A 25,474-nucleotide genomic window follows, 5' to 3' on the forward strand; every position below is an offset into this window, starting at 1 on the left:
TGGTTGCGAGTTAACGAAATTCTAGTACTTGACAGGTTGATTCCCTAAACGAGCCTCCCAGTAGGCGGGACGGGTAGTTTAGAGGGCATGACCGAAAATATTTCCGCACAGCAAGCACTCGAATTCGTCACCGGCGACCGCGAGCAGATTTTTAAGCAGCTTTCCGAGCTGGTCGGCTTCAACTCCGTCCACGGCGATCCGGAGCTTAAGGACCAGACCGAAAAGGCCGCCGCCTGGGCCGCCAACGCCCTGCGCGAGCTGGGCGCCGAGGTGGAAGAAATCTCCGCGGTAGACGGCTCCACCGCCGTGGTGGGCACCCGCGCCGGCAAGGAGGGCGCGCCGACGGTGCTGCTCTACTCCCACTCCGACGTCGTGCCGGCCGGCGACCCCGCCGCCTGGGACTCCGATCCCTTCACCCTGACCGAGCGCGACGGCCGCTGGTACGGCCGCGGCGCCGCGGACTGCAAGGGCAACGTCGCCATGCACCTGGCGGCCCTGCGCGCCGTCGAGGCCCTGGGCGGGACCGACCTGAACCTGAAGTTCCTCATCGAGGGCTCCGAGGAGCAGGGCGGCGAGGGCCTGTCCCACCTCATCGAGACCCGCCCGGAGCTTTTTGCCGCCGACGCGATCATGATCGCCGACGCCGGCAACGTGAAGGTCGGCCAGCCGACGCTGACGACTTCCCTGCGCGGCGGCGGCCAGATCGTGGTCCGCGTGGACACGCTGTCCTCCCCGGTGCACTCCGGCCAGTTCGGCGGCGCCGCCCCAGACGCGGTCAAGGCCCTGATGCGCGCCATCGACTCGCTCAGCGACGAGCAGGGCCGCCTGGTCATCGACGGCGTCGACACCCGCGCCAAGTGGGAGGGCCGGGAGTACTCCCGCGAGGACTACCGCGCGGACGCGCAGCTGCTGGACGGCGTGGACATCCTGGGTGACGAGACCGACGCCGTGGCCGACTTCCTCTGGGCCCGCCCGGCCGTGAGCGTGACCGGCTTTACCTCCACCCCGGTCGCCGAGGCCGTCAACGCCGTGCCGGCGACCGCGCAGGCCAACCTGAACGTGCGCGTGCCGGCCGATATGGACCCGCGCGAGGTCATCGACGGCATCGTCAGCCACCTTAAGGCCCACACCCCGTGGGGCGCGCATATCAGCTGCGAGGTCCCGGAGGTCAACCGCGGGTTTACCACCGATCCGACCAAGCCAGCCCTGGCCACCCTGGGCGAGTGCCTGGGGGCCGCCTACGGCGCGGAAGTCGCGCAGGTCGGCATGGGCGGTTCCATCCCGCTGACCGTGGAGCTGCAGGAGGCCCACCCGAACGCGGAGATCGCGCTGTACGGCGTCGAGGATCCGCAGGCGGCCATCCACTCCGCTAACGAGTCCGTGGACCCGACGGAGATTGAGCGCATCGCCACCGCCGAGGCGCTGTTCCTGCTGCGCTACGGCAAGTAAACCCCCGCTGGCACCGCCAACTGACCCCATATAATACCGCCAACTGACCCCATATAATACTGAGTGGAAAAATTTAGGTTTAAAATCCAGCACTTTAACGGTAAAGTGGGGAAACGTTGGCCGCGCCATTCATGACGCCGCCTCAACGCTGGACGCTCCCGCCTGGTGGTGTCGCTTGTGTTTCTCAGTGAAAATCAGATCGGTTCCGCCGCCATCCTCAAGCGCGGCGAATGAGTGCAGACTGCCGCTGGGGCAGCACCGTTGTGCGTCGACATGGACCCTTTACTCGCGGCACCCTGTCCTATCCGCGACTTACACGTAGGGAGCACTCGTCTCACCGTGCTGATTCTGCTTTGCGCACTGCTAATCGCCTCGATCAGTGCGCCTATCCTCATTCACTATCTGGGTAGACCCGCGTTCGGTTTGCTCGCCCTAGTCCCCGGCGCCGGCTTCGTGTGGGTGCTCAGCCTCTTTGCTAACGGGACGTTTAGAAACGGCGGTTCCGTCGACGTCACCGTCGAATGGATGCCCGCCGCGCACCTAGCCTTCGACTTACGCTTGGACTCCCTAGCCGGGCTGTTCAGCCTGATCGTGCTGGGCGTGGGGGCGCTGGTCCTGGTCTACTGCTGGGGTTATTTCGACCAAACGCCGCGCCGCCTCTCGATGTTCGGCGCGCAGATGGTCGCCTTCGCCACCGCCATGTTCGGCCTGGTGGCCTCCGACTCCATGCTGCTGATGTACGTCTTCTGGGAGATCACCTCCCTGCTGTCGTTCCTGCTGGTCTCCTACTACGGCGAGCGCGCTTCCTCCCGCCGCGCCGCCCAGCAGGCACTCATGGTCACCGTGCTGGGCGGGCTGGCCATGCTGGTCGGCATCATCCTCTTCGGCCGGCAGACCGGCATCTGGCACTTCTCGGAGATCTCCGGGTTCGAGCAGATCGAGCTGACCCCGTACATCACCGCCGCCATCGTGCTGATGCTCTTCGGCGCGCTGACCAAGTCCGCCATCGCCCCGGCGCACTTCTGGCTGCCGGGGGCTATGGCCGCGCCGACGCCGGTGTCGGCCTACCTGCACTCCGCGGCCATGGTCAAGGCCGGCATCTACCTGGTCGCCCGCCTAGCCCCGGACCTGCAGGTGGTAGACACCTGGCACCTGGTCATCATCCCGCTGGGCGTTATCACCATGCTGCTGGGCGGCTGGATGGCGCTCAAGCAGAAAGACCTCAAGCTCATCCTGGCCTACGGCACGGTCTCCCAGCTGGGCTTTATCACCGCCGTGGTGGCCATCGGCTCCCGGGAGGCCATGCTGGCTGGCCTGGCGCTGACCTTCGCCCACTCGCTGTTTAAGGCCCCGCTGTTCATGGTGGTCGGCGCCATCGACCACACTGCCGGCACGCGCGACATCAACGAGCTGTCCGGCCTGGGCCGCCGCCACCCGGTGGTCTACGGCCTGGCGATTGTCTCCGCGCTGTCCATGGCCGGCATCCCGCCGCTTTTGGGGTTCGTGACCAAGGAGGCGGTCATCGAGTCCGTCATGCACGAGCAGCTGCTGGTCGGCATGCCGCGCAACATGCTGCTGGTCGGCGTGGTCTTAGGCTCCATCCTGACCATGGCCTACGCGCTGCGTTTTCTGTGGGGAGCCTTCGCCACCAAGCCGGCCAGCCACCCGACCGGCGGCGGCACCTCCGAGGCGGTGGAGAACATGCACGCCATCGGGCCGATGCTCTGGTTCCCGCCGGCCGCGCTGACCGCCTGCACGGTGGCCTTCGGTATCTTCCCGCGCCCGCTGTCGGATCTCATCAACCAGCACCTGGACAACGTCTACGGCGCGGACCCGGAGGCGACCTACCTGGCGCTGTGGCACGGCTTCAACGTGCCACTGGCCATCTCCGCGCTGATTATCGTCTGCGGTGTTGCCATGCACTGGCAGCGCGGCGTGGTCGCCAAGGCCCAGCTGGAGCACCCGGCCCTGGGCTCGGCCGACGTGGCTTACGATGCCACCATTGACGGCATCCGCAACCTGTCGCTGCGCACCACCGCCTTTACCCACCGCGGCTCGCTGCAGATGAACCTGACCATCATCTTCGCCTGCCTCATGCTGCTGCCGGCGGCCGCGATCGTCTCCGGCGGGCTCAACGACGTGCGCATGATCGTGGCGGAAAGCCCCTGGCAGGCCATCGCCGCCATCATCATGATCGTCGCGGCCATCGCGGCGACCGTCACGCACAACCGCCTGTCGGCCGTGCTGATCGTCGGTGTGTCCGGCTACGGGCTCTCCGCCGTCTTCGCCCTGCAGGGCGCGCCGGACCTGGGCCTGACCCAGCTGCTGGTCGAGACCCTCATTGTGGTGCTGTTCATGCTGGTGCTGCGCAAGATGCCGGCCAACGTCGAGTGGCGCCAGGGACCCCAGCTCAACCGGCTGCGGGCCTGGCTGTCGGTGGGCGTGGGCCTGACCGTGACCATCGTGGGCATGTTCGCCATCAACTCCCGCACCGCGGATCCCATCTCCGAGCCCATGCCGGAGCTGGCCAAGGAGATCGGCCACGGCGCGAACGCCGTCAACGTCCTCCTGGTCGACATGCGCGCCTGGGACACCATGGGCGAAATCACCGTGCTGGTCATCGCCGCCATCGGCGTGGCCTCCCTGATTTTCCGCACCCAGTCCTTCGAGCGCGACTCCCGCCGCCCGACGCTGCGGGTGACCGGCCGGCGCTGGCTGGCCGCGGAGGTCGAGACGGAGCAGGCACTGAACCGCTCGCTCATGATCGATGTCTCCACCCGCATCCTCTTCCCGCTGATGATGGCGCTGAGCTTCTACTTCTTCTTCGCCGGGCACAACGCCCCGGGCGGCGGGTTTGCCGGCGGCCTGGTGGCCGCGCTGGCGCTCACACTGCGCTACCTGGCCGGCGGCCGCGAGGAACTGGAGGAGGCCCTCCCAGTCGATCCGGGCCGACTCATGGCCACGGGCCTGTTCGCCTCCCTAGCCGCGGCCATCGTGCCGATGTTCTTCGGCCGCCCGCCGCTGGCCTCGGCCTACGGCTCGCTGGACATCCCGCTCATCGGCAGCGTGTCCTTCCCCTCGGCACTGGTCTTCGACGTGGGCGTCTACCTGATCGTCATCGGGCTTATCCTGTTCATCCTCTTCTCCCTGGGCGGCAAGCTCGACGAGGAGGAAGAGGTCCGTAAGCAGCGCGCCCGCGACCGGGCCCGCTCGCTGGCCCGCCGCCAGCGCCAGCGCGAAAACGCGAAAAACAAGAAGGCCGCGGCGGCCCGCAGCCAACCGGCCAAGGCGGCGGCCCACCACCAGTCCACCGCCAACGACATCACCAACCGATCCACCGGAAAGGAGAAATAAATGGAAGCGAACCTGTTCTTGCTGCTCGCCACAGGCGTGCTGATCTCCGCCGGCGTCTACCTCTTGCTCGACCGCGCCATGACCAAGATGATGCTGGGCCTGCTGCTCATCGGCAACGGCGCCAACCTGCTCATCCTGCAGGCCGGTGGTTCGGCCGGCTCCCCGCCGGTGATGGGCCGGGAATCGGCCCAATACGGCGAGAAGATCGCCGACCCGCTGGCGCAGGCGATGATCCTGACCGCCATCGTGATTTCCATGGCCATGACGGCTTTCATCCTCACCCTGGCCTACCGCCAGTACCGCTACCGCACCGCCGACGTCATTGAGGACGACGCGGAAGATGCCGCAATCGCCAAGATCGCGGCCCGCCCGGGCAACGCGAAGGCCGCACCGGACCACGACGCCTCCGACGACCCGACCACCGGCCGGGCCACCAAGCACGGCGACCAGTTCGGTCCGAAGTTCTTCGAGGAGCCCGTGAAGGGGGCCAAGGATGAGTGAGACTTTCCAGTCCATCGTTGACTGGGCCCTGCCGAACATGGGCTACATCATTCCGCTGCCCATCCTGATCCCGGCCTTGGCCGCCGCGGCCGCGATGATGTTCGCCAAGAAGCCGGGCGTGCAGCGCCAGATCGCGTTCTTCTCGCTGCTGGTGACGGCCGCGGTGAACGCGGTGCTCATCATCGTCGCCGACGCGGAGGGCATCCAGACCGTCCAGATCGGCGGCTGGGACGCGCCCGTCGGCATCACGCTGGCCGCGGACCGACTGGCCTCGGTGATGCTGTTTACCTCCTCCATCGTGCTCTTTAGCGTGATGTGGTACGCCATCTCCCAGGGCGTGCGCGACGGCTCCAAGGACGAGCCGGTGGCGGTCTTCCTGCCGACCTATATGTTGCTGACCATGGGCGTGAACGTCTCCTTCCTGGCCGGCGACCTGTTCAACCTCTACGTCGGCTTCGAGATCTTCCTGGTGGCCTCCTACGTGCTGCTCACCCTGGGCGCCTCGCCCGGCCGCGTGCGCGCCGGCGTGGGCTACGTGATGGTCTCCATGGCCTCGTCGATGATCTTCCTCTTCGGCATCGGCATGGTTTATGCCTCCGTGGGCACGGTCAACCTGGCCCAGATCGGCATGCGCATGGAAGACATCCCGGCCGGCACGCAGACCGCCATCTACGGCGTGCTGCTCATCGCCTTCGCGATCAAGGCCGCCATCGTCCCGCTGGACGCCTGGCTGCCGGACTCCTACCCCACCGCCCCGTCGCTGGTGACCGCGGTCTTCGCGGGCCTTCTGACCAAGGTCGGCGTCTACGCGATTATCCGCATGCGCACCACGGTCTTTACCGACGGCCGCCTGGACACGCTGCTGATGTGGGTCGCCCTGGCCACCATGGTGCTGGGCATTTTGGGCGCTATCGCCCAAAGCGATATCAAGCGTTTGCTGTCCTTTACCCTGGTCAGCCACATCGGCTACATGATCTTCGGCGTGGCCCTCGGCACGGCCCAGGGCCTGTCCGGCGCGATCTTCTACGCGGTCCACCACATTCTGGTGCAGACCTCCCTGTTCCTGGTGGTCGGCCTCATCGAGCGCCAGGCGGGCACGTCGTCGCTGCGCCGCCTGGGCTCGCTGATCTACTCCGCCCCGCTGATTGCGATCTTGTATTTCATCCCGGCGGTCAACCTGGGCGGCATCCCGCCTTTCTCCGGCTTCATGGGCAAGATCCTGCTGCTGCAGGCCGGCGCGAACGAGGGCTCCTGGCTGTCCTGGGTGCTCATCGCCGGCGCCGTGATCACCTCCCTGCTGACCCTGTACGTGATGATGCTGGTCTGGTCCAAGGGCTTCCTGCGCGACCGCGCCGATGCCCCGGAGGGCAACGTGGCCATGGCCCGTCCGTCCCCGCTGGGCGATATCACGGATGAGGTCGCCTACTCCGACCGCGAGGACGTCGGCAAGCTGCCGCTGGGCATGGTCGGCTCCACCGCGCTGCTGGTGGCCGCCTCCACGGCGATCACCTTCCTGGCCGGCCCGATCTCCGGGATCACCTCGCGGGCGGCCGAGTCGGCGCAGGATACCTCGATTTACCAGTACACGGTGCTGGGCGACAACGCGGACAACCCGACCCGGCACCTAGACCAGCGCGAGCGCTACCACGGCGGCCAGGACTCCCTGGAGTCGCGCACGCACCCGCTGCCCGAGCCGGAGCCGGGCATTGCCACCAGCCCGAACGACATCGACGAGTCGGAGGAGGAAGAGTAAATGACTCATCCCATTAAACCCACCTTTTCCCGCCGGCTCAGCTACCGCTTCCGCCCGGGCTTCCTGCTGGCCATCACCATCATGTGGGTGTTGCTCATGGGCGAGGTCTCCTTTGCCAATATCGTGGCCGGCATTGGCGTCGGGCTCATCATCATGGTGATTTTCCCGCTGCCGGCGATGCCCATCAACGGCCTGTCGGTGTCCTGGGGCCGGCTCATCAAATACGCCTTCACCTGGACCGGGGAGCTATTCCAGGCCTCGCTGAAGGTCGGTTGGTTGGGCGTGCGCCCCCAGCCGAAGCCGCGCAGCGCCATCTTGAACGTCCCCATGCGCGTGGAGAGCGAATTCGTTCTATCCTTTGCGGTGATGCTCTACAACCTGCAGCCAGGTGGCACGATTACGGATATCGACATCGCCAACCGCATGCTGACCGCCCACGTGCTGGACGCGGACTCGGAGGACGACATCGCCCGCGAGATCGCCGACATCCGCAAGCTGGAGGCGCACATGATCGATATCTTTGAAAGGAAGGTGCGCTAGATGGACCCGACAATCTACAACATCGTCTTGGCGGGCGCCGCCGTGCTGTTCATGGCCGCATTCCTGATGACCACCTGGCGGATCATCGTCGGCCCGAACTCCATGGACCGGCTGATCGGCATGGACGGGTTTGTCGCCATGTTCCAGTGCGCCATGGCGGTTTATATCTGCTGGACGCTGAATACCACCGTGGTCAACTCCATGCTGGTCGTGGCCCTGCTGGGCTTCATTTCCACGGTCTCGGTCACGCGCTTTAGGAAGAGGGATAACCAGTGACTTATTCGCTCATCGCCGATATTGTCTCGCTCATCCTCATCGTCTGCGGCGCGCTGCTGGTCTTCTCCGCCGCCGTGGGCGTGGTCCGCTACAAGGACACCATGTCCCGCGTCCACTTCGTGACCAAGCCCCAGACCGTGGGGCTCATCCTGACCATGCTGGGTGCCCTCATTAGGGTGACCGGCTCCGAGACCTTCGGGGTCGCGGAGCGAGGAGACCTCGGCATGCTCTTCCTGCTGGTACTCTTTGCAATGATGACCAGTCCCGTTACCGCGCAGCGCATGTCCCGTATTGCCCGGCGTGAGGGTCTGTACGGAAAGGAAGACGATATGACGCGCAACGACCGACCGGCAGGCAAATCCATGCGCCGGAAGTAGCAGGCACGCCACCGTGAAGAAAATCTACGGTCTGCCCACCGTCGGGCTGGTCTTTTTGGCCCTGACCTGGTGGGCATGGCACCAGATCGCCCCAGTGCGAGAGCAGTCCGCCTTCGTGTGGCGGATGCCCCTGGATTTGGCGATCTACCTCAAAGGCGGCGCGGAGGTCGCCCAGGGCCAGCCGCTCTACGACGGCCCCCTGATTTTCGACCTCCCCTTCACCTATCCCCCGTTCGCCGGCGTCGTTTTCGCCGGCCTCGATCCCTTAAGCGACAACGCGACCATGGCGCTGTGGCACGGCGCGACCTTCCTGGCGCTTTTTGCCGTCGTCGCCCTGGCCCTGCGGGAGCGCGGCCTACGGCTGGGGGTGCTCGGGATCCTCGTCTTCTTGGTATTCACCCTGACCACGGTCAACCTGGAGCCCATTCACGGCACGGCCTACTACGGCCAGATCAACGTCTTTTTGATGTTTTTGGTCGCGCTCGATTTCCTGCCGCGGAAGTTCCGCCTGGCCGGCATCGGCACGGGCCTGGCCGCCGGGCTGAAGCTCACCCCGGCGTATATGGGCCTGATTTTTGTCATTCAGCGGCGCTGGTGGCACGCGGTGATCTGCGTGCTGACCTTCCTGACCACCGTGGTGGTGGGCCTGGCGGTCGTGGGCGACGGCATGCGCTTTTGGACGGAGTCGATGTTCGAGTCCTCGCGCGTGGGCGCGCATACCAACCCGGGCGCGCAGGCGCTGCGCTCGGTGCTCGAGCGCGCCTTCGGCGTGGCCGGCGGGCCGGTCTGGCTGGGCGTTATCGTGGCCGTTTTCGCGCTGACCTGCGCCGCGGTCTTCCTGGCCAGCCGCAGCGGGAACAACACGCTGGCGCTGGCCTTTACGGGCTTGAGCTCCTGCCTGGTCTCCCCGTTTAGCTGGTACCACCACTTCGTCTGGGTGGTGCCGCTGGGCATCGGCTTTTTCGCCTGGATCAACCAGACCCTGGGCCGCAAGTGGCGCGGCACCGTCCTGCGCGAGCAGGTAGTCGGGCTGGTCTCCGTCGCCGGCCTCTGCCTGATCCTCGCGCCATTCGTGGGGCAGCGCAGCTTCCCCTGGTTTGCCTACCGCACTCTGGACGGGCTCGAGGCCACCTGGCCGGCGCTGGTGTTTTCCTGCTCGCCCATCGTCTTCATGCTGGTCTATGTCATCTACCGGCTCATCCCGCGCACCCCGGTCGACGAGGGCCCGGACACCCAGGACCTGCCCGTGGTCACGGGCCGGCACCGCGCGGCCTAGCGCACCGGGCGCTTGTTCTCCATCTCCTGGCAGGCCAGGTCGACCGCGCCGACCCAGCTGCCGGTGGATTCGAAGATGGCGCGCTGGCGCTCGTAGCCGGCGCCGCCGTCGATGATCTCGCGGATAAGCAGCAGCTCCTCCTCACAGCCCAGCTCGCGGCTTAGGTCGGCCAGCTCCTCCATGAGATCGGCCAGCTCGTCCTTGACCCAGCGCTCGTCCGTCTCCCGCGAGGTGATGACCAGCGCGTCCATGCCGTAGCGCGCCCCGCGCCACTTGTTCTCGGCCACGTGCCACGGCTGCAGGGTGGGCAGCGCCTCCCCGGCCTCCAGCATGCGGTCGTAGTGGACCACCAGACAGTGGGTGAGCGCGACGATGGCGGAAAGTTCGCGCAGGTTGCTCGTGGCGTCGGAGACGCGCACCTCGACCGTGCCCCACTTGGAGGCCGGCCGGATGTCGAAGTGCATGGAGCCGGTGTGGTTGATGACCCCGGAGATCGCCTGATCCCGCATGTAGTCCTGCCACTGGGACCAGCTGGTGAACTGATACGGCATGCCGGCGGTGGGCAGCTGCTGGTAGAGCATGGTCCGGTTGGAGGCGTAGCCGGTGTCAATCCCCTCCCAGCCCGGGGAGGAAGCGGAGATGGCCAACAGGTGCGGGTACTTGGTCATCAGCGCGTTGATAATCGGCCAGACCTTGTCCTCGTGGCTGATCCCGACGTGGACGTGGGTGCCCCACAGCAGCATCTGCTGGCCCCAGTACTGGGCGCGGTTGATGATTTCGCTGTAGGCCTGCTTTTCCGAGACCGGGTTTTCGCGGAAGTCGGAAAACGGGTGCCCGCCCGAGGACCACAGCTTGACCCCCATCTCGTCCGCCACGGCGCGGACCTTGTCCAGGGTGCCGCCCAGATCCGCCATGGCCTCCGGCACGGTGTGGGTAATGCCCGTGACCAGCTCGACGGTGTTTTGCAGGAATTCCTTTTCCAGGCGGACGTCCGGGTGCGCGGCGCGGACCCGGTCAATGAGCTCGGCGCCGCGCGGGACGAAATCCCGCTTTTCTGGATCCACCAGCGCGATCTCCCACTCCACCCCCAGGGTGGGTTCGGCGGAGCGCGCGAATTTTTCTTCCGGGATCTTCACGCGTCAATCGTATCTATTCAGCGTTAGAATCCGTTAGCTGCCGCGCCTTTTAATTCTTTATTTATCCGTGGCTAGGCGTCGGTGAGCACCACGGTCAGGCCGCGGCCTTCCGTGGCCTTGTCCGGCAGGCTGTCAATGTTTTCGCGGGCGATGCCGCCCAGCTCCGAGGCGATCTTGCGGGCCTCGGCCTCCGCGGCCGCGTCGCCCTTGGGGAAGAAGACGGTGGTCTCCGGCAGGACTTCCTCCGGGAAGTTGCCGACCTCGCCCAGCTCGTAGCCCTTGCCCTCTAGGTCGCGGGAGACGCGATCGGCCAGGCCCTGGGTCATGGAGTTGTTCAGCACGCTGACCTTCTTCGGGGCCGGCTGCTCGGCCGGGGCGGGGGCGGCCTGCTCCGGCTGGCCCGCCGCCGGGGCGGCTTCCTCCCGGTTGCTGTCCTCGGCGGGCGCCGGGGCCTCGGTGCTGTGCTCGGCGTCGGCGTCCTTCTCCTGGCTGGGCGCGGCCGCGGAGGTGGTCGGGCCCTCCGCGCCGCCGGCGGGGGCGGAGGAGGTGGCGGCGGCCGGGGTGGATTCTTCGTCCCCGCCGCCCTGGGTCAGGGCGTAGAGGGCCCACAGGCCCAGCACGACGGCGACGGCGATGAGCACCATCGCGAAACCGCGCAGGGGCAGACTGGTCGAGGTGGCGTCGTTCTTCTCCTGATTCACATTAGTCACAGAACTTACTTTAAACCCCAGGAGTTTCATTTTGTTGCGCGGCGCGCCGGATTTCTTCGCGTTGGCTGCGCACCCGCCGCAGCCGGCCCACCAGCACCGGCGCGTATTCCTGCGCCGCCGGCAGGTCCAACAGCGCGTTGAGGCGTTGGTGGTAGCGCACCGGCGTCAGGTCCAGCTGGGCGCGGATGGCCTCTTCCTTGCGCCCGACGGCGCGCGGGGCGTGCGCCTCGAAGTCCAGAATGGCCACGTCCTGCTCGGATAGGCCAGACAGGTCGGGTAGGTCAGATTGCGCGGACATGCTTAAACTGTAGAACATGAGTATTCGCCCCATCGTGATCCACGGCGACCCCGTGCTGCATCACCCCACCGAACAAGTCACGGAAGACATCTCCAGCCCGGAGTTCCAGCAGCTGATTAGCGATATGCACGAGACCATGGACGCCGCCCACGGCGTCGGGCTGGCCGCCAACCAGATCGGCATCAACAAGCGCCTGTTCGTCTACCACTGCCCGGACACCGACGGCCCGGACGGCACGGAGAAGGAAGACGGCGGGATGCGCCGCGGCTGCGTCATCAACCCGGTGCTGGAGACCTCCGAGATTCCCGTGACCATGCCGGCGGACGACGGCTCCGACGACGAGGGCTGCCTGTCCGTGCCGGGCGAGTCCTTCCCCACCGGGCGCGCCGACTGGGCGCGGGTGACCGGCCAGGACGAAAACGGCAACGACATCACTGTCGAGGGCTACGGTTTCTTCGCCCGCTGCCTGCAGCACGAGGTCGGCCACCTGGACGGCTACGTCTACACCGACACCCTCATCGGCCGCTACAAGCGCGCCGCCAAGAAGGCCATCAAGCGCGAGGGCTGGAACGTCGCCGGGCTGACCTGGACCCCGGGCGTGGACGAGGATCCCTTCGGACACACGGACGGTGAGGACTAGGCCGTGGGCTTCGCGTTTCGCTCCGACGCGGTGGAGGTAGGCGACCGGGTCGTGGCCCGGCGCGAATACGCCGGCGGGGTCAAAAGCGACGTCATCGGGCACGTGCAAAGCCTCGACCCGCTGGTCATCCGCCCGCAGCAGGTGGGCGGCTACCCCTCCGACAAGGAGGCGGTGGAAATCGCGCCGGAGGAGCTGAAGATCATCAAGAAGCTCTCCCCGCGCACCATCCGCAACTCGGATATCCGCCACGTCGAGGAGGCTATCGCCGACGCCTACCCGGACCCGCACGAGCAGTGGTCGGCGGACGGGCAGTGGCTAATGCGCGCCTCCGGCTCGGTGCCGCTGGGTCCCTCGGCCGGGTTCACGCCCCTGCCGGCCACCGAGATCCTCGATAACGCCGGCCCGCGCCTGCTGCTGCCGGAGCGCATCGGCAAAAACGGCCTGCCACACTCCCGCCCCGTGGGCCCGGAGCAGGTCTGCTACGTCGGGGAACTGCCCGACGAGACCAGCGCCGAAAGCACCGACACCGCGCCCGCCGCCCTGGGCACGGCCGGCGACGACACGGTGTGGGTGGTCGTGCCCACCGCCCCGGCCAGCGCGGCCGAGCTGCGCGAGAAGCTGCGCTGGGGACGGGCCCAGGGCGCGACCCGTGCGGTGGTGGTCCTGGAGGTCCCGGACGCCGCCGCCCGCGCGATTGCGTCCGAGTGCGGCCTGGATGAGCACCATCGGCGGCGGTTCGCTACCCTGTAAATCATGCGCATAGCCACCTGGAACATCAACTCCGTCCGCACGCGGGCCGAGCGCGCGCTGGCCCTGCTGGACGCCCACGACATCGACGTGTTGTGCCTGCAAGAGACCAAGGTGGCCGATGACAAGTTCCCGACCCAGGTTTTCGAGGACGCCGGCTACCACGTGGCCCGGCACGGCCTGAACCAATGGAACGGCGTGGCCATTATCAGCAAGCAGGCCCCGGAGGAGACCTACGAGGGCTTCCCCGGCCAGCCCGGCTTCGCCAAAGACCCGGACAAGGAGCAGGCCCTGGAAGCCCGCGCGCTGGGAGTGGTCATCCGCGGCGTGGAGATCTGGAGCCTGTATTTCCCCAACGGCCGCGAGATCACCGATCGCCACTACGACTACAAGCTGCAGTTCTACTACGCGCTGGCGCGCTACGTGGAGCAGCGCTCCCACCGCAAGCTGCTGCTGACCGGGGACTTCAACGTCGCCCCGCGCGACGAGGACGTCTGGGACCTGTCCGTTTTCCGCGGCAAGACCCACGTGACCGAACCGGAGCGCGCCGCCTTCCAAATGCTGCTGGAGGCCGGCACGCAGGAGGTCACCCGCCAGTTCACCCGCGAGGAGCGCTGGACCTACTTCGACTACAAGGGCATGCGCTTCCAGAAGGGCGAGGGCATGCGCATCGACTTCCAGCTGGCCTCGCAGCCGCTGGCCGAGCGGGTCCAGTCCGCCGCGGTCGACATGGCCGAGCGCGCGGAGAAGGGCACCTCCGACCACGTGCTGCTGATGGCCGACTACGACCTTCCGGACTTCGACGCGGTGCGCTAATGAGCCTCAGTATTGATCTGACCTTCTGGCAGGCCTTCTTCATGGTGCTGGACTACGCCATCAAGGCCGTCGCCATCGGCATCGTCCCGGAGGGCCGCCGCCCGTCCAGCTCCAATGCCTGGCTGCTGGCCATCCTGTTGCTGCCCTTCGTGGGCCTGCCGCTGTTCCTGTTGATGGGCTCGCCGTATATCAACCGGCGCCGCCACCGCATCCAGCAGGAGGCGAACGAGATGATCGACGACATCACCGCCGCCACCCCGGATCACCCGGAGGACCGCCTGCCCTCGGAGGTCGAGTCCCTCATCCACCTCAACCGGGAGCTGACCGGTTTCCCCTGCGTGGTCGGCCACAACCAGGGCCTGCACGCGGACTACGACGAGTGCATCCGGGCGATTGCCCGCGCTATCGATGCCGCCGAGGAATACGTCTACGTCGAAATCTACATCCAGTCCTGGGACGAGGCCACCGACGTCTTCTACCAGTCCCTGGCCCGCGCCCGGAAGCGCGGGGTGGAGGTCAAGCTACTGCTCGACCAGATCGGCAGCATCAAGTACCCCGGTTACTTCAGCTTCGGTAAGAAGCTCAGCGCCATCGACGTCGACTGGCGCCTCATGCTGCCCATCCAGCTGCACAAATTCCGCTTCCGCCGCCCCGATCTGCGCAACCACCGCAAGATCGTGGTCATCGACGGCCACACCGGCTTCCTCGGCTCGCTGAACATGATCAAGCGCCAGTACAAGACCGACGACCGCGCCTGGATTGACTACATGGTCGAGCTCACCGGCCCGGTGGTCACCTCCCTGGCCGCCGTCTTCGCCGTGGACTGGTACCTGGAATCCAACGAGACCCTGGGGCTCAAAGAACTGCCCTACGACGACGCCTGGGACGCCGACGCCAACTTCTTGCAGCTCATCCCCTCCGGCCCGGGCTATACCACGGAGCCGAACCTGCGCATGTTCAACTCCGTGGTGCACCACGCCAAGGAACGCCTGGTGATGGTCTCGCCCTATTTCGTCCCGGACGAGTCCCTCATGGAGGCCGTCACCACCGCCTGCTACCGCGGTGTACGGGTGGAGCTCTACGTCTCCGCCAAGGCCGACCAGTTCATGGTCAACCACGCCCAGTCCTCCTACTACCAGACCCTGCTAGAAGCCGGCGTCCACATCTACCAGTTCCTCGAGCCCTACGTCCTGCACTCCAAGTTCACCCTCGCCGATCCGGACGAGCCGGCCAATACCTCCACCTACCCGCTGGCCATGTTCGGCTCATCCAACATGGACATGCGGTCTTTCGGCCTGAACTACGAGTCCACCATGCTGGTAGCCCGCGGCGACCTCATCGACCAGCTCAACCAGCTAGCCGCCAACTACCGCGGCGTCTCCCACGAGCTGACCCTCGAGGAATGGAACACCCGCGGCTTCTTCCGCCGCTACGTGGACAACGTCATGCGGCTGACCTCGGCGCTGCAGTAGCCGCCCGTGCGTGACACATCAACATTGCTAGAGTGGGGAGCAGAAAGTTCAATCACCGATCGCTTTTTAAGGAGCATCATGTCCAAGTCTTCCAAGCCGACCCTCGGCCACCGTCTCGCCTCCGTCGCCCTGCGCGCTCTCCCGGGCGCTTTCATCCTCAACTCCGGCATTGGCAAGCTGGGCCTGCGCGGGGAAAACGCCGCCGGCCTGCGTGACTTCGCCGCCACCGGCATCCCGGCCCTGGGTGACATGGATCCGGACGACTTCGGCAAGTTCATCTCCTACTCGGAGATTGGCGTCGGCGGCGCCCTGCTGGCCCCGTTCATCCCGAACCGCCTGGCGGGCCTGGCCCTGACCGGCTTCTCCTCCGGCCTGCTGACCCTGTACTTCAACAACGACAACATGACCCAGGACGACGGCATCAGCCCGTCCGAGGACGGCACCGCCATCGCCAAGGACAGCTGGATCCTGTCCATCGGCCTGGCCCTTATCGCCCTGGGCAAGGGCAAGAAGTAAAACTACTCACCCACATGCCAACGCGTGGCGGCAAAGGCGGCGGCCACCGCCACGCCCGCGCAGACGCACATGCCCAGTGACATCGTCAGCAGACGATCACTGCCCAGCCCCATCAGCGGGCTGACCAACCCGCCCAGCAGCGACTGGACCCCGCCCATCACGGCCGAGACCGAACCGGCCTTATCCCGGCGCAGGCCCGTGGCCAGGGCCGCGGAATTGCCCATGATGAACCCGGTGGGCGCGACGCAGAAAAACAACGCGACCAGCACCACCCCGCCGCCGGCCCCGAAGGCGATGGTGGCCAGGAGCACCGCGTTCGCGCACACGCTTAAAATCACCCCGGCGCGCAGCATCACCTTCGGTCCGTGGCTATCCACCAGCCGCATATTCACCAGGTTCGCGGCCAGCAGGCCCAGCGAATTCACCGCGAAAACCAACGAGTAGCCGGCCGGGCTAAAGCCCAGCACGTCCTGGATGACAAAGGGCGAGGCGGAGATATAGCAGAACATCGCGCTAAAGCCGAAGGACATCGAGCCCAGGTAGCCCAGGATCGCCGGGTGGGACAGCACCGTGGCGTAATTGCCCAGCACCTGGCCCAGCAGGCGGCCCTGCCGGTTCCGGCCGCCGGTTTCCGGCACGACCAGTCACGCCAGGAGCAGCTGCACCACGTGCAGGCCCACCAGCACCCAGTAGATGCCGCGCCAGCCGATGGGCTCGGCCAGCAGGCCGCCGATGATGGGGGCGAGCGCCGGCGCGATGGCCTGGATGGCCATGAGCAAAGAAAAAGCCCGGGCCGCGGCCTTGCCGACCAAAAGGTCCGGCACCACCGCGCGGGAGAGCACCACGCAGGCCCCGCCGCCCAGGCCGTGCAGGAAGCGGGCCGCGATCAGCACCCCTATGTTGGGGGCCAGCGCCGCTAGCACCGATGCGGCCACCGCCCCCACCGCGCCGAGCAGGAGCAGGGTCTTGCGCCCGAGGGCATCGGAAAGCGGGCCGATAAACAGCTGGCCCGCCGCCAGGCCGACGAAGAACGCGGTCAGCGTGAGCTGGACCCACGCATCCGCCACCCCGAACTCCGCCGCGATGGCGGGCATGACCGGCAGGTACACGTCCGTGGCGAAGGCGGCCGTGGCCGACAGCAGCGCCAGGGACAGAAGAAGTGAATAGGGCACGGTTTCCTAGACTAAACCGTGCGGGCTTTAGGCGTCGCGCTTTTGCAGCAGCAAAACGCCCAGCAGCCACAGGCCACCGGCCCACAGCAGGAAGATAACCAGGTTCATCCAGTTGGCGTCCCACATCGCCTTTTCCGGCACGGTCTCAAAGATCCAGTTCTGCAAGGCCGTAAACGGCATGAACGGGGCGATGTGCTCACCAATCTTCGGCAGTCGCCCGATGAGCTGGTCGATGCCCAGGTTCAGGATCAAGCAGATGGCCACGGTGCCGGCGGTCTGCCGCAGCAACAGGCCCATGCCCTGGGAAAACAGCACCATCGCCGCCATCACCAGCGGGTAGACCCAAAGGAAGCGCCGGGCGCTCTCACTGTTCCACGGGTCATAATCCGGGGCGACCTCGCCGGCAATGGCCTGGGTGAGCAGGTAGACGCCCACCAGCGCGATGAATACCAAAAGAGCGGAAATTACCGCGTACATGACCAGCTTGACCACCGCCACCATCGGGCGGTTCGGGTTGGCCATGTAGACGTTCGTCTGGATGTTGTAGCGGTATTCGGTGGTGATGATCATGATGGACTGGATCATCAGCACCGGCAGGCCCAGCATCCAGACGGCGGTGGCCGAGGACTCCGGAGTCAGGAACATGGCGGTCTCCGGCGTCTGCCGGGCAACAGATGCGTTCAGGGCGCTCCAGCCCCAGGTCAGCAGGAAGAACACGGCGCTGGTGAGCCAGAACGACCGCGTGGTAATCAGCTTGGTCCACTCTGCGCGCAAAGTATTAACGAGCATCGTCAGCCCCCTCAATCTGGCCGTGGTATTGGACCGCGTGGCCGGTCATTTCCATGAAAGCGTCCTCCAGCGAGGCGCGGTGCAGCGTGAGCTCGTTCAGCGGCACGCCCACCGAGTACGCCAGCTGCCCGATAAGGTCCGTGGCCTGCTCTGGGATAACCAGCGTGGGCCGGCCCTCCTGGTCCTGGCTGTACTGGTAGGTGATGTTCTCCTCCTCCAGCGCGTTGGTGAACGCGTCCAGGTACTCGGAGCGGACGATGACCTGCGAGGCGGCGTGCTCCTTGATGAAGTCGTAGGTGGACTGGTTAGCCACCAGCTGGCCGCGGCCGATGACCACCAGGCGGTCGGCGGTCATGGACATCTCCGACAACAGGTGCGAGGAGACCAGGATGGTGCGGCCTTCCCGGGCCAGGGCCTGGAGCAGGTCGCGCACCCAGCGGATGCCCTCCGGGTCCAGGCCGTTGACCGGCTCGTCCAGGATCAGCACGCCCGGGTTGCCCAGCAGGGCGCTGGCCAGGCCCAGGCGCTGCCCCATGCCCAGCGAGAAGCCGCCGGCCTTCTTGCCAGCCACGTCGGACAGGCCCACCAGGCCCAGCACCTCGTCCACACGACGGGTGGGGATGCCGTTGGACTGCGCCATCCACTTCAGGTGGTTGGCCGCCGAGCGGTTCGGGTGCACGGCCTTCGCGTCCAGCAGCGCGCCAACCTCCCGCAGCGGGTTCTTCATCTCCCGGTAGCTTTTGCCGCCGATGCGAGCCGTGCCCGCCGTCGGCTTATCCAAGCCCAGGATCATGCGCATGGTGGTGGATTTGCCCGCACCGTTGGGTCCCAAGAAGCCGGTCACCATTCCGGGGTTGACCGTAAAACTTAAGTTATCGACGGCGCGGACCGACTTATACTGCTTAGTCAGCCCGTTCACTTCAATCATGCCCACTAGCGTGCCACAATTCGGGCGGTTTTACCTGCCCAAGGCACGCGCCGCCCGGCACAAATCCGCGTAAGCGGAGCGGAAGGCGGACAGCAGCGGCAGCTGCTCGACCTCGCCGAGCGGCACCCAGCGCAGCTCCAGCGACTCCTCGTTGGGCACGGTGTCCAGCGGGTTTCCGGTCTTGGTCCGGGCCAGCACCGAGGTATAGGTCCAGCCGCCGGGCAGGTCCGGGCGCGCGGGGTTGGCCGGGTAGGGGCCGGCGGTAACAATCTCATCAATAATTTCTATGTCCGCCGGGTCGATGGTGCATTCCTCGACCGCCTCGCGCACCGCCGCCTGGCTGGCGGTTTCGTGCAAGTCCCGCGCGCCGCCGGGAATCCCCCAGGTGCCGCCCTGGTGGGTCCACTGCGCGCGGTGCTGGAGCAGGACCCGCGGGCCCTCGGCCAGCAGGAAGAGGCCGGCCGCGCCGTAGAGTCCCCAGGCGGGTTTGCCGCCCGGGCCCGCTGCCCAGCCGTCGCCGCTTTCGGGTTTGCCTGCCACATTCATCACCCTCCATGCTATAACTTTTGGCAAAACCCCGCGGTCAGGTGGCGTAGCACACAGCGGAAAAGCTATTCTAGATGAATGACCGGTTCCGGGGCACCCAGCTTGATGCGGCCACGCCGCAGGAAACCTAAGTCGACCCAGCCCACCGAGCACGACTCCCAGTTCGCCGGGGGCGACCACTGGCTCGACGACCTCACGGCCCCAGCAGACCCTGCCTTCAACCCGGCCACCCACCTGGCGATGTCCACCTTCGCCGGACCCGCGCGCCTGGCCCGCCGCGTCTGGTCCTTCCTGGAGACCACGCCCGGCAAGCTTTTCACCGTCACGGTGATTCTGACCCTGGCCATCGCCGCGGCCGGCATCTCCATGTCCAATTCTTCGGCCGCCCGGCAGGACAACCTGGACACCCTGCTGTCCACCACGGAGCCGATGTCGAACTCGGCCCACAACCTCTACACCTCCCTCTCCCTGGCGGATACCGTCGCCACCACCGGTTTCGTCCAGGCCGGCGTCGAGTCCGGCGAGAACCGGCAGAAATACAACGACGCGATCGACCGGGCATCGGTAGCCGCCACCGAGTCCATCCTGGGCACCTCCGACGACGACCAGCGCATCCGCGACCTGGTCGGCTTCATCCAGCGCGAGCTGCCGGTCTATACCTCCATGGTGGAAACCGCCCGGGCCAACCACCGCGCCGGCAACGCCGTGGCCAGCGCCTATATGTCCAATGCCTCGTCGCTGATGCGCGAGGAGATCCTGCCCGCCGCCGACGAGCTTTTCCAGCTGACCAGCCAGAAGGTCTCCGACGAGCGCCGCGAGCTCACCCGCCCCCAGTGGGTTCCGCTGTCCGGCCTGGTGGCCGCCGTCATCTTCCTGGTACTAGCCCAGTGGTGGCTGTGGCGGCTGACCCGGCGCCGCTTCAACCGCGGCTTCGTCACCGCCACCAGCCTGCTCACCCTGGCGGTGCTGTGGGTGGGCCTGTCCAACCTGGCGACCTGGTCCGCCGGCATGCAGGGCTTCGAGGACGCCTCCCGCCCGTGGGACGCGCTGACCAATTCGCGCATCGCCGCGCAGCAGGCCCGCACCTCGGAGACCCTGGCCTTGGTCAACCGCCAGTCGGAGCAGGAAACCGCCGTGACCTTCGACGAGACCACCGAATCCATCTCCCACGCGCTGGAGGACTACGCGGCCTCCGAGTCGATCACCACCGAGTCCGAACTCGACCGCGACGACCTCATCCGCGGCGCCCAGCACTCGCTGGAGCGCTGGACCCAGTCCCACGAGGCGCTGCTCAACGCGCTGAGCGAGGGCCGCTACGACGACGCCATCTTCCTGGCCACCGATCCCAACCCGGGCGACACGCTGCCCGGGGAGACCTCACCCACCAGCGCCGCCAGCTCCTTCAACGAGCTCGACCGCACCCTGGACCAGCTCATCGCCGACGCCCGGCGCGCCATGCGCCTGCATATCCAGGAGGGACTGACCGCCATGACGCTGGTCTCCAGCGCGGTCATGCTGCTGACCGTGGCCGCGGTGATTTCGGTCTGGCTGGGCATCCGCCCCCGAGTGCAGGAGTACCTCTAATGCGCAAGAAAGTCCTGCCCGCGCTCGCCATTCTCCCGCTGCTGCTTACTGGCTGCGTGACGCACTCTTCCGAGCTCGCCCCGACCAACGAGATCGACCGCATCCTCCCCGAGCGCACGCAGGAAGAACAAGCCGGCCCCCCGCTGCCCGCCGGCGCCTACTACGAGCCCGCCGATGCCGAAGCCGCCGACGCGGACTCCCGCGGCAACCCCGCCGGTTCCTGGCGCCCCGACGACAAGGACGCCAAGGAGCGGGTGCCCGAGATCGTCAAGCGCGGCTGGGTGATTGTCGGCGTGGACCAGTCGCACAACCTGCTCAGCTACCGCGACACCACCACCGGGCAGATGAGCGGCTTCGAGGTCGACCTGGCCCACGAGATCGCCCGCGATATCTTCGACGATCCGTCCAAGGTGGATTTCCGCTTCCTGTCCTCGGCCGAGCGCGTGGACGCGCTGGAGTCCGGCGAGGTCGACATGGTGGTCCGCACCATGACCATCAACGAAGACCGCCAAAAACAGGTGGAGTTTTCCACGCCCTACCTCGACGCCTCCACGCGCCTGCTGGCGCTGAAGTCCAGCGGCATCGACTCGCTCGAGTCCACCGCCGGCAAGCGGGTCTGCGCCACCGCGGGCTCGACCTCGCTCAACCAGGCCCGCCTCCACCTGCCCGACGCCCAGCTTTTGATCACGCACTCCTGGGGCGACTGCCTCATGGCCCTGCAGCTGAGCCAGGCCGACGCCGTCATCACCGACGACACGCTCCTGTCCGGCATGGTGGATCAGGACTCCTACACCGAGATCGTCGGCGAGCCCATGTCCACCGAGTCCTACGGCGTAGGCATCAAGAAATCCCGCCCGGGGGCAGACACCCGCCCGCTGGTCCGACAGGTCAACTCCACGCTGGAGCGGCTGCGCCGCGACGGCACGTGGGCGCGCCTCTACAACGAGTGGTTCGGCCCCTACCTCGCCCCCGCCAGCCCGCCGGCCCTGGACTACCGTAGCGAAGACCCCGACGACGACTCCGAGGAGGCACGCAATGACTGATCGCTCCGATCACCTGGAACCGGGCCCGGATTCCGACCTGGACGCCGCCACCGCGGCCGTGCCCTTCGATCCCTTCGCCGACGACGAGGAAGGCGAGACCGGCACCGCCGCCGTGGCCTTCGATCCCTTCGCGGACGACGACGAGGACGACGAATTCGCCGCCGACTCCGACAACATCGCCGCGCTGATCAAGGACCTGGGCAACCTGCGCGACAAGAAGGCGCGCGACGCGCAGCAGGTGGCGGATACCTCGCAGCGCTCCCGCCAGAAGGCGCTCGACACCTTCCGCTCTAGGCGCGCGACCCGCCGCCGCGACCGCGAGGTCGCCGACGGCATGGTCCACCTGCCGTTCGTCTCCCCCAGCAACCCGCGCCAGGCGCTGCTCGACGTGGACGAGGTCGTCGAGCGCAAGAAGATCCCCCGCCCGCAGCTTAACCCCGGCGACATGGTGGCCAGCCAGTACGAGATCCTGGGCGTTATCGCCCACGGCGGCATGGGCTGGATCTACCTGGCCAACGACCACTTCGTCTCCGGGCGCGTGGTCGTGCTCAAGGGCATGCAGGCCCACAAGTCCGAGGACGAGACCGCCGCCGCGGCCGCCGAGCGCGAGTTCCTGGCGGATATTACGCACCCGGGCATCGTGAAGATTTTCAACTTCATCGACGACGCCCGCGTGCCCGGCGGCTTCATCGTGATGGAATACGTGGGCGGGCCCTCCCTGCGCAGCCGCCGCAACGCGCAGCCGGGCAAGGTGCTGCCCATCGACATCGCCATCGCCTATATCCTGGAGCTTTTGCCGGCCCTGGACTACCTGCACTCGCGGGGGGTGGTCTACAACGACTTGAAGCCCGACAACATCATCGTCACCGAGGACCAGGTCAAGCTCATCGACCTAGGCGCGGTCTCCGGGATCGGCGCCTACGGCTTCATCTACGGCACGCAGGGCTTCCAGGCCCCCGAGGTGGCCACCCAGGGCCCCTCGGTAGCCAGCGATATCTACACCATCGGCCGCACCCTGGCCGCGCTGACCATCGACCTTCCCAGCGAGGACGGCATCTACCTGCCCGGGCTGCCGAGCCCGGCAAAGGAACCGCAGTTCCGCCGCCACCTGTCCTTCTACCGGCTGCTGCTGCGCGCCACCGACCGCGACCCGGACAAGCGCTTTAACAACCTGGGCGAGCTGCGCACGCAGCTCTACGGCGTGCTGCGCGAGGTCATCGCCGTCCGCGACGGTGTCCAGCACCCCTCCCAGCACTCGCTGTTTTCGCCGCAACGTACCACCTTCGGCACCAAGCACCTGGTCTTCCGCACGGACCAGCTCATCGACGGCATCGACCGCACCGTGCGGACCACCGCCCCCGAGGTGGTCTCCGCCCTCCCGACCCCGCTGCTGGACCGCAGCGACGTCGGCGCCGCGCTGCTGCAGGGCGCGTCCTATACGGAGCCGCAGGAGGCCCTGGAAACCCTCCGCCAGGCGATGCAGACCGACGAATACGAGCAGTCCGCCGAAATCCCCCTGGGCGTGGTGCGCTCCATGATCGACCTCGGTTACACGGGTCAGGCCCGCAGCTGGCTGTCCTCGCTGGAGCAGCGCCTGGGCGGCGACTGGCGCTTCGAGTGGTACTCCGGCGTGACCGCGCTGCTGCTGGACGACTACGCCGAGGCGCAGAAGCACTTTTCCACCGTGCTCAGCCTCCTGCCCGGCGAGGCCGCGCCGAAGCTGGCGCTGGCCGCCATCAACGAACTGCTCCTGCAGCAGCTGGGCTACGACGGCTCCTCCCTGCTCATGCCGAAGGTCGCCCGCGCCTGCGCGGTCCAAGAGCTCAGCTTGGGCGACCTGCCCGACGAGGACTTCGCCGGCCAGCCCGAGCTCTGGGAACACATCACGCAGGACCCCGGCGTCCTGCGGTTTAACTCGATGCGCCTCTACGGGCTGGTCTGGGCCACCAACCCGACCACGGTCTCCTCCGCCTTCGGGCTGGCCCGCCAGCTGCGCACCGAGCACCAGGTGGAGATGGCCGTCAACACCCTCGACCGCGTGCCGAACGCCTCCCGCCACCAGCGCATGGCGCGGCTGACCACGGTGTTGCAGCTCATCTCCCACTCCCTGACCGAACCCCGCGTGCGCCGCGCCGCCCGCCGTCTGGAAGAGATCCCCACCAACGAGCCGCGCTTTTTGCAGATCAAGGTCGCCGTGCTCTCCGCCGGGCTGACGTTCCTGCGCGATCACCAGCTCACGCACGCCGCCAGCCCGAACGACCTGTTCGAGTACGCCTTCACCCAGCGCGGCCTGCGCTACGGGCTCGCCGACACGCTCCGCGCGCTCGCCCGCCAAGCCCCCTTCTCCCGGCACCGCTACGCGCTGGTCGACCTGGCGAACCAGGTCCGGCCGGTGACGACGTTTTAGGTTCGGTGGGTACTGGGGCCGGGTCCGGGGGAAATATCGACCCCTGCCAGCGGGTTGGTCCGCGGATTTCACCTTTAACGCGTTGACCAGCGGTTTTACGGGTCGGAAATATCTGCCTTTGGGCAGAGGGCGATATTTTCCGCGGATTCTCCTCTGCCCCGGCCGAAAATATCTACTTCTACCGCCCAACCTCCCCGCAGCCGACACGCACAAAGTCGTGAACAGCGGTTTTAGACACCGGAAATATCGGCTTCTGTGCAAAGGACGATATTTTCCGCCCAGCGCCCGGCACCCAGCGCCCGGCGCTCGTCGCCCTACCTCCCCGCCCGCCGCAACGTGGTGGTCAGCATCTCCATGAACTCGGCGTATTCGTAGAAGAGTTGCCGCGGTGTCACGCGACGGACCACGAAACCCTGGTTTTGCAGGTAGGCCTCGCGGTCGCGCTCGGAGCGGATGACGTCCTCGACCGCGCGGCCGTAGGTCTGCCCGTCGTATTTGGCGGCGCCGTCCACCTCGAGGACCAGCCATCCGTCGATGAGCAGGTCCACGCGGAAAGCGCCGATCTGGGCCTGGGCCTCGACGCGGTGGCGCTTAGCCAACCCGCTATGGATTAGCAGTCCGCGGGCAAGCGACTCGTACGGCGACTCCGAGTTGCCGATCGCGGCACCGATGACCTGACGGGCCTGACCAATCCCCCGGGTGCCTTTGAGCCTGCCGGCCACGGCCATCAACTCGGCGCGCTCAAAACCGCGGGCCAGGTAGCTGTCGGCGGCGACTAGCCCGCGCACGAAGCCGTGCAGGCGGGCCAGATCCACCACGGTGCGGGCCGGGCTGGTGGCTCTGACGCTGGCATCACTTTCCGCAACCGCCACCGAGACGATATCGCCCGGCGGCAGCTTCATCTTGTGGTAGCGCCACCCGGGCGGGACCTGCGCGTTAGGCGGGGCGGTGCCGCCGGCCAGGGCGAGTTCTATGTCCTCGCCCCCGCGGGCGCTGAGCACCCACAGCCGGTGGATGCGGGCGGCCGAGCGGGAGGTCAGCACCGCGCGGTGGGCGCTCAGCGCGGCGGCCAGGCAGCGCAGCCGGGCCTGTTCGTGGGCGGGCAACGACGTGAAATCCTGCGCGTCGGCGGTTACCTGCGGCG

The 25,474-nt window shown here is 67.0% G+C and carries 25 protein-coding genes; 16 read left to right on the forward strand and 9 right to left on the reverse strand.

Annotated features, from left to right (window positions below):
- Positions 1-87: 87 nt before the first annotated feature.
- From VVS03_RS05415 to VVS03_RS05450, 8 genes are all read left to right on the forward strand, one after another.
- The gene (locus tag VVS03_RS05415; protein WP_368534191.1) at positions 88-1,449 is read left to right on the forward strand and encodes a dipeptidase; all 1,362 of its coding nucleotides are present in this window, start codon (positions 88-90) and stop codon (positions 1,447-1,449) included.
- A 339-nt stretch (positions 1,450-1,788) separates the two neighbouring features.
- On the forward strand, positions 1,789-4,803 hold the full coding sequence (locus VVS03_RS05420; protein WP_368534190.1) for a Na+/H+ antiporter subunit A: 3,015 nt from the start codon (positions 1,789-1,791) through the stop codon (positions 4,801-4,803).
- Entirely contained in the window at positions 4,804-5,304 is a 501-nt protein-coding gene (locus VVS03_RS05425; RefSeq protein ID WP_368519901.1) for a Na(+)/H(+) antiporter subunit C, read from the forward strand.
- Entirely contained in the window at positions 5,297-7,057 is a 1,761-nt protein-coding gene (locus tag VVS03_RS05430) for a Na+/H+ antiporter subunit D (RefSeq protein WP_368519902.1), read from the forward strand. The genes VVS03_RS05425 and VVS03_RS05430 overlap by 8 nt, the downstream gene beginning before the upstream one ends.
- Positions 7,058-7,597, forward strand: coding sequence for a Na+/H+ antiporter subunit E (locus tag VVS03_RS05435; protein ID WP_368519903.1), 540 nt, complete (start codon positions 7,058-7,060; stop codon positions 7,595-7,597).
- The gene (locus VVS03_RS05440) at positions 7,598-7,873 is read left to right on the forward strand and encodes a monovalent cation/H+ antiporter complex subunit F (protein ID WP_070768689.1); all 276 of its coding nucleotides are present in this window, start codon (positions 7,598-7,600) and stop codon (positions 7,871-7,873) included. It begins immediately after the preceding gene.
- Positions 7,870-8,250, forward strand: a complete 381-nt coding sequence (locus VVS03_RS05445) for a monovalent cation/H(+) antiporter subunit G (protein ID WP_290223367.1) — start codon at positions 7,870-7,872, stop codon at positions 8,248-8,250. The genes VVS03_RS05440 and VVS03_RS05445 overlap by 4 nt, the downstream gene beginning before the upstream one ends.
- Before the next feature lie 13 nt (positions 8,251-8,263).
- Positions 8,264-9,526 carry a glycosyltransferase 87 family protein gene (locus VVS03_RS05450; protein WP_368519904.1) on the forward strand — a complete coding sequence of 421 codons (1,263 nt, stop codon included), beginning with the start codon at positions 8,264-8,266 and terminating at the stop codon, positions 9,524-9,526.
- On the opposite strand, the gene VVS03_RS05455 is transcribed toward VVS03_RS05450, so the two are convergent.
- The 3 genes from VVS03_RS05455 to VVS03_RS05465 all read right to left on the reverse strand — a co-directional run bounded on the left by VVS03_RS05455 (position 9,523) and on the right by VVS03_RS05465 (position 11,688).
- On the reverse strand, positions 9,523-10,662 hold the full coding sequence (locus VVS03_RS05455; protein WP_368519905.1) for a glutamate--cysteine ligase: 1,140 nt from the start codon (positions 10,660-10,662) through the stop codon (positions 9,523-9,525). The genes VVS03_RS05450 and VVS03_RS05455 overlap by 4 nt on opposite strands.
- A 71-nt stretch (positions 10,663-10,733) precedes the next feature.
- Positions 10,734-11,372 (reverse strand): LytR C-terminal domain-containing protein, encoded by a 639-nt coding sequence (locus VVS03_RS05460; RefSeq protein WP_368521269.1) that lies wholly within the window; start codon positions 11,370-11,372, stop codon positions 10,734-10,736.
- 10 nt (positions 11,373-11,382) lie between these two features.
- Positions 11,383-11,688, reverse strand: a complete 306-nt coding sequence (locus VVS03_RS05465) for a DUF3263 domain-containing protein (RefSeq protein ID WP_290223377.1) — start codon at positions 11,686-11,688, stop codon at positions 11,383-11,385.
- Here VVS03_RS05465 and VVS03_RS05470 point away from each other — a divergent pair.
- The 5 genes from VVS03_RS05470 (at position 11,687) to VVS03_RS05490 (ending at position 15,861) form a co-directional block, all read left to right on the forward strand.
- A complete protein-coding gene (locus tag VVS03_RS05470; RefSeq protein WP_368521270.1) occupies positions 11,687-12,310 on the forward strand; it encodes a peptide deformylase in 624 nt (207 codons plus the stop codon). The genes VVS03_RS05465 and VVS03_RS05470 overlap by 2 nt on opposite strands.
- 3 nt (positions 12,311-12,313) lie before the next feature.
- Positions 12,314-13,060, forward strand: a complete 747-nt coding sequence (locus VVS03_RS05475; RefSeq protein ID WP_368521271.1) for a GNAT family N-acetyltransferase — start codon at positions 12,314-12,316, stop codon at positions 13,058-13,060.
- A 3-nt stretch (positions 13,061-13,063) separates the two neighbouring features.
- Complete coding sequence (locus VVS03_RS05480; protein WP_368521272.1) at positions 13,064-13,873, forward strand: exodeoxyribonuclease III; 810 nt, start codon at positions 13,064-13,066, stop codon at positions 13,871-13,873.
- Positions 13,873-15,345 carry a phospholipase D-like domain-containing protein gene (locus tag VVS03_RS05485; RefSeq protein ID WP_368519911.1) on the forward strand — a complete coding sequence of 491 codons (1,473 nt, stop codon included), beginning with the start codon at positions 13,873-13,875 and terminating at the stop codon, positions 15,343-15,345. The genes VVS03_RS05480 and VVS03_RS05485 overlap by 1 nt, the downstream gene beginning before the upstream one ends.
- A gap of 78 nt (positions 15,346-15,423) precedes the next feature.
- Entirely contained in the window at positions 15,424-15,861 is a 438-nt protein-coding gene (locus VVS03_RS05490; protein ID WP_368521273.1) for a hypothetical protein, read from the forward strand.
- Positions 15,862-15,863: 2 nt separating this feature from the next.
- On the opposite strand, the gene VVS03_RS05495 is transcribed toward VVS03_RS05490, so the two are convergent.
- The 5 genes from VVS03_RS05495 to VVS03_RS05515 are packed head-to-tail and all read right to left on the reverse strand — an operon-like array spanning position 15,864 to position 19,290.
- Positions 15,864-16,499, reverse strand: a complete 636-nt coding sequence (locus tag VVS03_RS05495) for a hypothetical protein (RefSeq protein WP_368521274.1) — start codon at positions 16,497-16,499, stop codon at positions 15,864-15,866.
- 6 nt (positions 16,500-16,505) lie between these two features.
- The gene (locus VVS03_RS05500) at positions 16,506-17,033 is read right to left on the reverse strand and encodes an MFS transporter (RefSeq protein ID WP_368521275.1); all 528 of its coding nucleotides are present in this window, start codon (positions 17,031-17,033) and stop codon (positions 16,506-16,508) included.
- Between the two features lie 27 nt (positions 17,034-17,060).
- Positions 17,061-17,822 (reverse strand): ABC transporter permease, encoded by a 762-nt coding sequence (locus VVS03_RS05505; RefSeq protein WP_368519914.1) that lies wholly within the window; start codon positions 17,820-17,822, stop codon positions 17,061-17,063.
- On the reverse strand, positions 17,812-18,750 hold the full coding sequence (locus VVS03_RS05510; RefSeq protein WP_368519915.1) for an ABC transporter ATP-binding protein: 939 nt from the start codon (positions 18,748-18,750) through the stop codon (positions 17,812-17,814). Before VVS03_RS05510 ends, VVS03_RS05505 begins: the two co-directional genes overlap by 11 nt.
- Positions 18,751-18,780: 30 nt before the next feature.
- Complete coding sequence (locus VVS03_RS05515; protein WP_368521276.1) at positions 18,781-19,290, reverse strand: NUDIX domain-containing protein; 510 nt, start codon at positions 19,288-19,290, stop codon at positions 18,781-18,783.
- 111 nt (positions 19,291-19,401) lie between these two features.
- Between VVS03_RS05515 and VVS03_RS05520 the strand changes: the two genes are divergently transcribed.
- Genes VVS03_RS05520 through VVS03_RS05530 form a run of 3 tightly spaced genes read left to right on the forward strand, consistent with a single transcriptional unit; the run spans position 19,402 to position 24,330 of the window.
- The gene (locus tag VVS03_RS05520) at positions 19,402-20,880 is read left to right on the forward strand and encodes a hypothetical protein (RefSeq protein WP_368521277.1); all 1,479 of its coding nucleotides are present in this window, start codon (positions 19,402-19,404) and stop codon (positions 20,878-20,880) included.
- Positions 20,880-21,923, forward strand: coding sequence for a glutamate ABC transporter substrate-binding protein (locus VVS03_RS05525; protein WP_368519918.1), 1,044 nt, complete (start codon positions 20,880-20,882; stop codon positions 21,921-21,923). The genes VVS03_RS05520 and VVS03_RS05525 overlap by 1 nt, the downstream gene beginning before the upstream one ends.
- A complete protein-coding gene (locus VVS03_RS05530; RefSeq protein WP_368521278.1) occupies positions 21,916-24,330 on the forward strand; it encodes a tetratricopeptide repeat protein in 2,415 nt (804 codons plus the stop codon). Before VVS03_RS05525 ends, VVS03_RS05530 begins: the two co-directional genes overlap by 8 nt.
- Positions 24,331-24,644: 314 nt before the next feature.
- On the opposite strand, the gene VVS03_RS05535 is transcribed toward VVS03_RS05530, so the two are convergent.
- Positions 24,645-25,436 (reverse strand): hypothetical protein, encoded by a 792-nt coding sequence (locus tag VVS03_RS05535; protein WP_368519920.1) that lies wholly within the window; start codon positions 25,434-25,436, stop codon positions 24,645-24,647.
- Positions 25,437-25,474 lie beyond the last annotated feature (38 nt).

It is taken from the genome of Corynebacterium sp. LK2537, from assembly GCF_040946485.1.
In the GTDB taxonomy this organism is placed as follows: Bacteria; Actinomycetota; Actinomycetes; order Mycobacteriales; family Mycobacteriaceae; genus Corynebacterium.